The sequence below is a fragment of the Flavobacterium lotistagni genome, from assembly GCF_011392125.1.
Lineage (GTDB): Bacteria > Bacteroidota > Bacteroidia > Flavobacteriales > Flavobacteriaceae > Flavobacterium > Flavobacterium lotistagni.
In genome coordinates, this window is sequence record NZ_JAAJBU010000009.1 from 1 (window position 1) to 12,290 (window position 12,290).

Annotated in this window: 3 protein-coding genes; all 3 read left to right on the plus strand. The window is 42.1% G+C overall.

Going from position 1 to position 12,290, the window contains the following annotated elements:
* The first annotated feature begins 517 nt into the window (after positions 1-517).
* On the plus strand, positions 518-5,218 hold the full coding sequence (locus G4D82_RS10545) for a T9SS sorting signal type C domain-containing protein (protein WP_166337251.1): 4,701 nt from the start codon (positions 518-520) through the stop codon (positions 5,216-5,218).
* Positions 5,219-5,618: 400 nt separating this feature from the next.
* Complete coding sequence (locus tag G4D82_RS10550) at positions 5,619-11,339, plus strand: T9SS type A sorting domain-containing protein (RefSeq protein WP_166337252.1); 5,721 nt, start codon at positions 5,619-5,621, stop codon at positions 11,337-11,339.
* 244 nt (positions 11,340-11,583) lie between these two features.
* Positions 11,584-11,898, plus strand: a complete 315-nt coding sequence (locus G4D82_RS10555) for a hypothetical protein (protein ID WP_166337253.1) — start codon at positions 11,584-11,586, stop codon at positions 11,896-11,898.
* Positions 11,899-12,290 lie beyond the last annotated feature (392 nt).

Consider the following 12,290-nt stretch of genomic DNA (forward strand, 5'->3'; position numbering starts at 1 on the left):
AGATTGCTTATCAAAACGTTTTTGAAAAAAGCGTCACAATACGCTTCAAACATCGCATAGTTTTATTTTAACATAGTTAGGTTAACTCAAGAGAAGCCTCCTTCGTCAAGGGAGGTTTTTCGTTTTTTATACCTATAATATATATACTCTTAGAAAGTTCTTAGGATAACTCAAATCTTCGGCATCTTGTAGCAATTTTGATAAAGGGGCGCATTTTGCTACAGATTTGTTGCAATTTTTAATGTGTTATTGATTTTGCAACATCTTATTCAATCCATAAGGATTCTGGGTGTTTTTTTAAAACATTTGATAGTTACCGACGAACGGCAACTGCTTTTGGCTAATAGGCAGCAAATCACTGTTTTTTTTCAAATAATGCCTCGACAAATTAAATTTGAATTAATAATTCACATTTTTTTAGGATGTGTTTTGAGGTGTCTATTATTTGTATAACTTTGTCAGTTCATATTGGGTAAGTCTGCTCGTGTGAATTTGCTGTATTTTAAATACTTAATTTATGAAAACATTATTACAAAAATCTTCAGTTGTTTGTTTGATTATGCTGATTTGTTTGGTTTCAAATCAACAAGTCTTAGGGCAAACCAATAATTATTTTGGTACTTCCGGAACTTTGTCTGGAAGTGTGTGGAGTACGAATCCTGCGGGGCCTTATACTTCTGCATTAGTCACTACAGGAGGCGCAATTATCAATTTTGAAAATGCGACTACTTCGATTACTGGAGGTGCGATTACTGTTGCGGGCATTAATGCAACTGCCAATGCGACAATAACTTCAATTGGAGGTACTATTTCAAACTTTAGTAATGGTAATGTTCCAGTCAATGTGTCTAGTGGTGTTACACTTGATTTTGCTGGAAATGCAATGACTACATCAGCAACTGCAAGTTATACGAAGAATGGTTCGGGTGCATGGGCTCTAGGAGGGGCAACTTGGGGAGGCGGTTTCACTCTAAATGGTGGGACTATTGTTGCAAGAGGTGTAAACTGCATGGGATCAGGAGGCGTTCTAACAATTAATGGAGGAACTATTGGAGCAAATGCCAACAGGGATTTATCTGGAAAATATTCTAACATAGTTGTGGGTGGTGATTTCACTTTAGGTTCTCCTACTTCACCTGCAGTTACAACGGCAAATCTTACCTTTTCAAATACCATGGCTCTTGGAACTAGTACTTCAAGAACCATCACCATTGGTGGTACAGGAACCTATACACTAGGAGGTGTTATTAGTGGTTCAGGTTCTAATCTTACAGTTGCCAGTACTGCAGCAGGAACCATTGTTTTAACCGGAGCCAATACATATAATGGCACTACTACTGTTTCAGGCGGAACACTTCGTTTGAATAGAACTGGTGGTACAACTTTACCAACAGGAAACAGTGTGGTGGTCAATAGTGGTGCAACACTTACGATTTCTACCGCACAACAATTGAACAATCTTACCGTTGATGCCGGGGGTACTGTAATTCTAAATGCTACATTGACGATTTCAGGTACTGCCACCATCAACGGAACTTTACAAATTGGTCAAGGAGGTTTTGCTACAACAACCGGGGGCGGATCATATACATATGGTTCTAACGGAACTTTAGCTTATAATCTAACTTCTGGATCTTATGGGCCTATTGATGCAGGACACGTTTACTGGCCAGCAAGTAACGGACCGGCAAATGTTAGAGTAACTTGTACTGGTACAGCAGCTATTAATTTAGGTGTTGCTCGCACGGTACCTTCATCAGGAACCACCGGAACTTTCTTATTGGTTTCAGGGACCAATGCAATTCAAGGAACGGCTTTAACCCTGAACGGTGATGTGCAAATCAACGGAGGAAACTTTCAAACTACTCCAACTTACGGAGCATCTTCTACCTTAATATATAATACTACATACGGAACTTCCAACGAATGGACGGGTGGAGCTTCTAGTTCGGTTAGTGCTGGATCGGGTGTTCCTGCCAATGTTCAAGTGCTTACCGGTACGGTTACTTTAGCAGGAGGGCGCGGTGTTCCAGGCAATGTCACTATCACTGGTGGCGGAATGACACTCAATGCTACTTCCGGTGATTTGTACATAGGAGGAAATTTAACTAATAATGGAACTTGGACCAACAATAGCCGTGCGGTTCGTTTTGTAGGAACAGGAACTTCTGTTGTTACTGCCTCGAGTGGAACTCAATTCTTTGATTATTTACTGATAGAGAAAACTTCGGGTTCAGTTCAAATTGCAAGTGCTACCAACGTAACAATTAATACAACTGCTGGAAGCGTTTTACAATTCTTGAATGCTGGAACTCTTGACCTCAATGGAAGAACACTTACGTTAAATAATAGTGGAGGAAATATTCTTGCCGACGGAACTACTGGAGGCACGACCAAGTCAATCGTGTCTACTTCAGGAACAGGAACCATCGCCATCACCAATAATAAAACAGCTAGTGGGTCGGCTTCAGGTACGCTCTCGACATCTTCATCTGTAAACTGGGTTTTAACCAGCGGTATGAATTTCGGAGGAGTAACCACAATCAATGGCGCGCTTCAACTTAATTCGGGTGGTTTTGTTTCTACAAATGCACCCACTTACGGAACAGGTTCTACCTTAATATATAATACAGGTGGAACTTATGGACGTAACCTAGAGTGGAGCACCACAGCCGGAAGCGGATATCCTTATAATGTTCAAGTACAAAATGGCACTACGGTAGACTTATCTGCAAATGGTTTTGCCGATCGCGCGATTGCCGGAAACTTGAACTTAGGTCTAGACGGAGCTGCAAGTGCCGGTTCTTTGTCGATGGGAGCATCCACTAACAAATTAACCGTTGGTGGAAATGTAGTTATTGGAGGCAATACTTCTGGTACCAGTGTTTTGACTTTGTCATCAGCTATTGGTGGCGATATCTATTTAACCGGTAACTGGGACACGAAAACCAATGGTTCTTATATTTCAAATACCAGAGCCGTTTTCTTCGAGGGCGCTGGAACGTCTACCGTGACCACGATCGGTGCCGCTACGTTTGATTATTTGTTTGTTAACAAAACCAGTGGCGGAACAGTGAGTTTGGCCAACGACATGACCGTAAACAATAACTTGACTTTGAATGCGCAGTTGGTGACCAATGCCTACAAAGTAATTATTCCGTCAGGAAACAATGTTACAGCCAATACAAACGGATGGGTAAGAGGTAACTTGCAAAAAAATATTCCAACTGGAACCAACTCTAGAACTTTTGAAGTGGGTGATGCCACAGTATATGCTCCGGTAACTACGGCTTATTCAGGTGTTACAGGTGCTGGAGATATTACGGTGTCTACCACAGATAACGATCATCCACAGGTTTCAGGTTCTACTATTGATGCAGCCAAATCGGTGAATCGCTTTTACACCATTGCCAATAGCGGTGTTACTGGTGGTAGCTATGATGCTACTTTTACCTTTGATGCAGCAGATGTTGATGGCGGAGCCAATACCAATAATTTTATCATCAGCAGTTATGTGAATCCTACTTGGACACCCGTTACGGTAGGTACTAAAACCAGTACGAGTACACAAGCAACTGGCTTAACCGGTTACGGAGATTTTCAAATTGGTGAACTCGGAAGTGTTACTACAACCTGGACAGCTGGTGCTTCAACCACTACATGGACTACTTCAGGGAACTGGTCTAATGGTGTTCCTACATCATCAACCGATGTTGTGATTTCAACAGCCAGTTTTTATCCTGAGATTTCGACCACAGAAACCGTTAAATCGCTTACTTTGGATTCGGGTACATCATTGACGATTTTGTCTGGGAACAATCTTACAGTAGATAATCTTATTGATAACGATGGTACTTTGACCGTCGAGAACAATGCGAACTTAAAGCAAAACAATACCGGAACAAATACCGGAAGCGGAACTGCAGTTGTAAAAAGAAATACTGCCACTTTGATGCGTCAAGATTACGTGATGTGGTCTTCGCCAGTAGATGGCCAGCAGTTGCAGGCTTTCTCGCCACAAACGCTTTCTACTCGTTTTTATACCTTTGATGGATCGGCTGGATCGGCTGGACAATATGTAGCCACTAGTGCGACGGGTAATTTCAGCACTGGTGTCGGATATCTGATTCGTTTGCCCAATAACCACCCTGCAACGCCAACCATCTGGAACGGCACTTTCACAGGAACGGGTATCCACAATGGTACATACACGCAAAGCAGTTTGACCAGCGGTTTGTACTACGCTATCGGTAACCCTTATCCATCAACTATTGATGCCGATTTGTTTATTGCCGGAAATAGCCTGACCGATGCGCTTTATTTCTGGAGAAAAACCAATAACAGCGCCAATCCATCTTACGCCACATATACCTTAGCCGGTGGAACGGGAACTCCTAACGGATCGGATCCGCTAGGGTTAACTCCGAATGGAGTCATCAATGTAGGCCAAGGATTTATCGTGAAAACCGCTTCTACCTCGTTGCAATTTACCAATGGAATGCGAATCACTAATAACGGAAACTTGTTCTTCAGAAGAAACGAAGTGGAGCGTCATAGAATTTGGTTAGACATGTCAAACTCTGCCGGAATTTTCTGCCAGACTTTAGTGGCATACATGGAAAATGCAACAGGCGGTTACGACAACATGATTGATGGCCGTTTCTTGAACGACAGCGATAACGCCTTGACATCCTTAATCAATAACGAAGAGTTTGCTATTCAAGGTAAAGGCTTGCCGTTTGATGCGACTGATGTTGTTCCACTAGGATTCAAAGTAAGCACGGCAGGTGATTATAGTATTGCTATTAATCATGTCGATGGTCTTTTTGAAGACGCTGCCGAAGGTATTTACCTCAAAGACAATTTGACCAATACATTCCACGATTTGAGAACCGCTCCTTACACTTTTGCGTCTGAAGCAGGTGTGTTTAATGACCGTTTCGAATTGCGTTACCAGAACCTTCTGTCAGTTGACAATCCTGCTTTCAGCAATGGTAGTGTTGTGGTCTACAAACAAAATCGGGAGTTGGTAATTAGTGCAGCAAAACAACTGATTTCAAAAGTTGAAATATTTGATATTAGCGGCAGATTATTGGCCGAGAAATCGGGTATCAAGGCTACTGAGGTTCGCATGAATCCGGGTGTGGCCAGCCAAGTTTTGCTCGTGAAGGTTACCGCTACAAACAACGAAGTTATTACCAAAAAAGTAATGAATTAAATTTGAATTGCTCCCCTTGATATAGTACCGAGCAGTATACAATAATACTAGTGAAACCCTTTCAAACGAGAGGGTTTTTTTTGTGCTCTCTTTTAACGTGTTTTATCGATTAAATCTATTCACGGAATTTGTTTGTTGTTTTCTAACGTACTTCAATTTTTTGTTTTCGTAGGAACCAGATTGTTAATAACATAGAAGATAACTAATGTTTTGCGAGAAAAGTAAGTATAGGACTATCAATTAATTTTGAAGGCAGAATACACACATACTTTAACACACTTCATCGGAAATCATGCAAGAAATCATTCTTAAGCGTAAGCATCGCTTGGTGTCATCGAGTTTTCATCGCTTATCGGCTCCCACTGCAACAAGTCAAATACAAAGCATAAAAAAAGCATTGATGATTGTAATGCTTTTGTTTGCATATGCTAATGATCTCCATTCGCAATGCGCTTATACAGGAACCCCGCTCACTCAAGTGGGAAGTACTTATACTTTTTGTGTTGATAATCTTACTACCATTACAACTGGAACGGTAAATGCAGGTCAATATGTAGTTGTTGATGTTGTCAAAGGATTTGATTATACTTTTTCGGTAGGAAATGTTTTTAATGGAGGGAGAAATGAAAACCTTACTGTTCTCAACGCCACAACTAATGCTAGTGTGACTCCAGTAGCTACAGCATCAGGCACTAGTGGCGCTACCTTAAACTGGACAGCGAGTATTTCGGGTCAGATCAAATTGCTTTTGTCTCACAGTGCTTGTACCAACGATAACCGAACTGGAGGTGCTCTCACGCTCACTTTAACCGGCATAGGTAATACTCAAGATTCAGAAACCGCTTACGGTACCGACCAATGGATAGGTCATGTATACAATTGGGCCGGAGCACCAGCGCCAGGAGGGGCATCGCCTTCCTCACCAACAGCTTCCTATCCTTTTACAACAGATAATTATGTAGGTTATTATCCGGTCACCACTGAGACTCTCTCTGAAGGTTTTGGCGGAAATAATAGTTGTCTTCCTATTTATTCCAACGGAGCAATACGCACTAATATGTATACGGAAACTTTTGCTATTCGTTACCGCATGCGTTCTACCAAAGTAGGCTGTTATGAAGCGGCATTCTCTGGTGATGATGGTATTCGAATCTATGTGGATGGAGTGAAGGTTTTCGATGAATGGAAAGAACAAGTTCCTACTAATTATGATAACGTCTTGCTGTACCTCAATGGGAATAGTGAGATTATTTTCGACTTTTATGAAAATGGAGGTCAAAATGTGGCGGGTTTCAGTTTAACGCCATTCGATCCTGCTTCCAATGCGGTGACCCCGTCGCTGACTACGGTGTGTAGTGGCGCTGCGCCTACTTTGGATGGATCGGTCTATGCCTATAACGGCACTACGGTCAACCCATCACTTTCATTTCAATGGCAATCCTCCTCAGACAATATTACCTTTACCAATATTAGTGGTGCGACAACCGAAGACTACACACCACCAGCTATTACGACTACAACAGGAAATATCACTCGATATTATCGACGGATTGTAACGGCCTCTGCGGCCACAGCATCCGGATGCACTTTTACTAGTAATACCGCAACTGTAGTGACCAGTCAGGGTATTGCAGCTGTTCCCGGAGCTATTACCGGGACAGTAACCCAATGTGCGGCACTAACTGGACAAACCTATAGTGTAGCACCAGTAAATAACGCAACTTCTTACAATTGGACCGTTCCGACAGGATGGACCATTACCGCTGGAGCTGGAACCAATGCAATCACGGTAACTACTGGCGCTGTTGGTCAGAACGGGAACATTACTGTGGTATCTGTAAATGGCTGTGGGTCTAGTGCGGCCAGAAGCCTAGCGGTTACTGTGAATACTTCAGTGGCAGGCACAGTGTCGGCGAATCAAACAATTTGTTCAGGAACTTCACCAGGGAATATCATCCTAACAGGCAATACAGGAACCATCCAATGGCAATCTTCACCAGATAATATTACTTTCACGAATATCGCCGGAGCGACAGGAGCTACTTTGACGAGTGTACAGATGGGAGCAATCAACGCGACTACTTATTATAGAGCAGTAGTGACTAATGGCGGATGTGCTTCGGTAAACACTGCTTCGGTTACCGTAACCACCAATGCGGTTTCAGTAGCAGGCACAGTTTCGGCCAATCAATCGATTTGCACGGGTACACAACCTGGGAATATTACCTTGACAGGCAACACCGGAACGATTCAATGGCAGTCATCAACAAACAATACTACTTTCACGAATATCGCCGGAGCTACGGCAGCCACTTTGACTAGCGGACAAATGGGTACTTTAACAGCCACGCGTTATTATCGTGCGGTAGTAACCAGTGGAGTATGTGCCTCGGCTGTATCTTCATCGGTTACAGTAACCGTAAGTACTGCTTCAGTAGCAGGTACAGTGTCGGCTAATCAAACGATTTGTTCAGGAACCCAACCTGGGAATATTGCTTTAACAGGTAATACAGGAACCATTCAATGGCAATCATCGACCAATAATACTACTTTCACGAATATTGCCGGAGCTACAGGAGCTACTTTGACCAGTGCGCAGATGGGAACTATCAGCGCGACGACTTATTATAGGGCAGTGGTGACTAATGGCGGATGTGCTTCGGTAAACACGGCTTCGGTTACCGTAACCACCAATGCTGTTTCAGTAGCAGGCACAGTTTCGGCCAATCAAACGATTTGTTCAGGAACTTCACCTGGAAATATTACCTTGACAGGCAACACCGGAACGATTCAATGGCAGTCTTCAACAAACAATACTACTTTCACGAATATCGCTGGAGCTACAGCAGCCACTTTGACTAGCGGACAAATGGGTACTTTAACAGCCACGCGTTATTATCGTGCGGTAGTAACCAGTGGAGTATGTGCCTCGGTTACATCGTCGTCGGTAACGGTAACAGTGAGTACTACTTCGGTGGCAGGCACTGTGTCGGCTAATCAAACGATTTGTTCTGGAACCCAACCGGGGAATATTTCCTTAACGGGTAATACAGGAACCATCCAATGGCAATCATCGACCAATAATACTACTTTCACGAATATTGCCGGAGCTACAGGAGCTACTTTGACTAGTGCGCAGATGGGTACTTTAACAGCCACACGCTATTATCGTGCGGTAGTAACTAACAGCCCATGTGCTGCGGTGAATTCAGCTTCGGTTACAGTAACCGTAAGTACGGCTTCAGTAGCAGGCACAGTATCGGCGAACCAAACGATTTGTTCAGGAACTTCACCTGGAAATATTACCTTGACAGGCAATACAGGAACCATCCAATGGCAATCTTCATCAGATAATATTACTTTCACGAATATTACAGGAGCTACAGCGGCTACTTTGACTAGTGCACAGATGGGAACTTTAACCACCACGCGTTATTATCGTGCGGTAGTAACCAGTGGAGTATGTGCCTCGGTTACTTCATCTTCGGTGACGGTTAATGTGGTTACTTCAGTAGCAGGTACTGTTTCGGCGAATCAAATAATTTGTACAGGGACACAGCCTGGGAATATTACCCTGACAGGTAATACGGGAAACATCCAATGGCAATCTTCAACTAATAATACTACTTTCACAAATATTGCTGGAGCTACTTCAGCTACTTTGACTAGCGCACAGATGGGAACTTTAACCGCTACGCGCTATTATCGTGCGGTAGTAACTAACAGCCCATGTGCTGCGGTGAATTCAGCTTCAGTTACAGTAACCGTAAGTACGGCTTCGATAGCAGGCACAGTGTCGGCCAATCAAACGATTTGTTCAGGAACTTCACCAGGGAATATCACCCTAACAGGCAATACAGGAACCATCCATTGGCAATCTTCACCAGATAATATTACTTTCACGAATATCGCCGGAGCGACAGGAGCTACTTTGACGAGTGTACAGATGGGAGCAATCAACGCGACTACTTATTATAGAGCAGTAGTGACTAATGGCGGATGTGCTTCGGTAAACACTGCTTCGGTTACCGTAACCACCAATGCGGTTTCAGTAGCAGGCACAGTTTCGGCCAATCAATCGATTTGCACGGGTACACAACCTGGGAATATTACCTTGACAGGCAACACCGGAACGATTCAATGGCAGTCATCAACAAACAATACTACTTTCACGAATATCGCCGGAGCTACGGCAGCCACTTTGACTAGCGGACAAATGGGTACTTTAACAGCCACGCGTTATTATCGTGCGGTAGTAACCAGTGGAGTATGTGCCTCGGCTGTATCTTCATCGGTTACAGTAACCGTAAGTACTGCTTCAGTAGCAGGTACAGTGTCGGCTAATCAAACGATTTGTTCAGGAACCCAACCTGGGAATATTGCTTTAACAGGTAATACAGGAACCATTCAATGGCAATCATCGACCAATAATACTACTTTCACGAATATTGCCGGAGCTACAGGAGCTACTTTGACCAGTGCGCAGATGGGAACTATCAGCGCGACGACTTATTATAGAGCAGTGGTGACTAATGGCGGATGTGCCTCTGTGAATACATCAGTAGTAACTATCTCTACCGGTGCCACCACCACTTGGAATGGTAGCGCATGGAGCAACGGAACGCCTAGTTCAACCTCGGCGGTTGTTTTTACTGCAAATTATACCACAACCACTAATTTGGAGGCTTGTACCATTAATGTGACCAATAATGCATCAGTGATTATATCTAGTGGCAATAATGTAACGATTAATGGAGTCTTGACTGTTGATGCGGGAAGTAATTTTACCCTGAAAAGTAATGCTAATTTGTTGCAGAATACAAATGTGGTTAATTCTGGGAATATTATTGTAGAGCGCACTTCGGCTCCATTGATGCGCCAAGATTATGTTATGTGGTCTTCACCGGTTGACAATCAATTTTTACAGCCTTTCTCGCCAGAAACTCTGCCTAATCGTTTCTACACTTATGACCCAAATACAAATTTATATGTTGCTGTAGCAACTCCTTCCGCTGCAACCTTTGAAACCGCAAAAGGCTATCTTATCCGAATGCCTAACAATCACCCAGCAACACCCACTAATTGGACGGGTGCTTTCATAGGGAATCCTCACAACGGCGATGTCAATGTAGCTGTTACTAACGGAGGTTACAATGCGATTGGTAATCCGTATCCATCTGCTATTGATGCCGATACATTTATTGCCGCCAATGGATTAACTGAGGCATTGTATTTTTGGAGAAAAACCAATAACACTGTAACTACTTCTTATGCTACTTATACTTTGGCTGGTGGAACTTCTAATTCAGGAAGTGATCCGTTGTCTTTAGTGCCCAATGGGATTATTCAGCCTTGTCAGGGTTTTATTGCCAAAGCAACTTCCTCTACTATTTCTTTTACCAATTCAATGCGTATAGGGAACTCTAATGCCCCGTTTCTAAGAATGACCAATGAACGAAGCAGGATATGGCTGAATTTAACCTCTACGGAAGGTTTCTTTGGACAAACACTCGTGGCTTACATGCCCAATGCAACAGCAGGGATTGATCCAGCTATAGATGGCCGTTTTTTTAATGATAGCCCTACGGCGCTGACTTCGCTTATTGATAATCAAGAGTATGCTATTCAAGGTCGGGGAACTTTCACGTCAAACGACATTGTTCCGTTAGGATTCAAATCACAATTAGGAGGAACTTACACGATTGCTATTAATAATATTGACGGATTGTTTGCGAGTGCTGGGCAAAATATATATCTGAATGATAACTTTACCAATACCCTTCATGATTTGACCGCTGCACCATATGTTTTTGCGTCAGAAGCTGGAGTTTTTAATTCTCGTTTCGAATTGCGCTATGAAAATCTGCTCACGGTAAAAGAAGGTTCATTCACCAATAATTCGGTTGTCGTATACAAGCAAGATAATGAAGCAGTTGTTCATTCAAGCAATGTCTTGATTGATAAGATAGAAATTTACGATGTTAATGGAAGGCTTTTGTTAGTGAAAGAAGCAGTCAATGCAGGAGAAGTTCGTTTTAGTTTGCCAACGGTTAAAGGAGTATTGATGGTAAAAGTAACTTCTGAGCAGAATCAAGTTGTTGTCAAGAAGATTGTCAACTAATCTTTGAACTATACCTTAATATTTAGTAAGCCTATTTTAATTAGCAAGGTTTTGTGTCTAAAAGGTTCATTCGCCGCCTAGCAGCAGCAAAATGCTCCACGAAATGCACTTTTTTTAGCCGAAATACTTCAGATTTGAAAAAAGTGTAAGTTCAACGAGTTTTGGTGTTAGTTACCGAAGCAATTTCAGTAGGCGTGGGTGTTGCCCTAGATTTGTCATGTACAAACAAAGTAACACACACGATATGAACACAACAGCAAACACTACTTCAAACGCAATCAAAATGATGGTTGTTTTGGTAATGATGATGTTGTCTTCGGTGAGCTTTGCCCAAACAGCGATTGAAACTCCAGTAGCAGCTACATCAACTACAGTAGAGTCAAATGCTTCAATCAACACGATTTCTTGGTTCATGGGTACAAAACAAACTACCAACGAGAACATCACCAAAGAAACTTCTTCAAAAAAGCAAATGATGACTTCTGGTATCGCACCGAACAGATTGCTTATCAAAACGTTTTTGAAAAAAGCGTCACAATACGCTTCAAACATCGCATAGTTTTATTTTAACATAGTTAGGTTAACTCAAGAGAAGCCTCCTTCGTCAAGGGAGGTTTTTCGTTTTTATAAAAGTATAATTAGGTAGCATTTTTAAAGTGTATATATATTAAGGTATAAAATGTAGTAAAGTTGCTAAGGGAAATTATTTGCTCATAAGAATAATGATTTCTTATTTATCTGAATGACTTGGTTTTATATATTCCTTTAATGTTGCAGAAGCATGAATAATCTATGTTGAATTTTGTAAGTATTTTTGATTATATTTTTTAAGAAAAGCGCACTTTGTCGGTGTTAAAATGTATTTCAACGGAGCTTAATGAATTTTAAGACGATTAATTTTGTAGTACAATTGATTTCTTCTAAATTTATTTCCAAAAATTTAACCTAAAA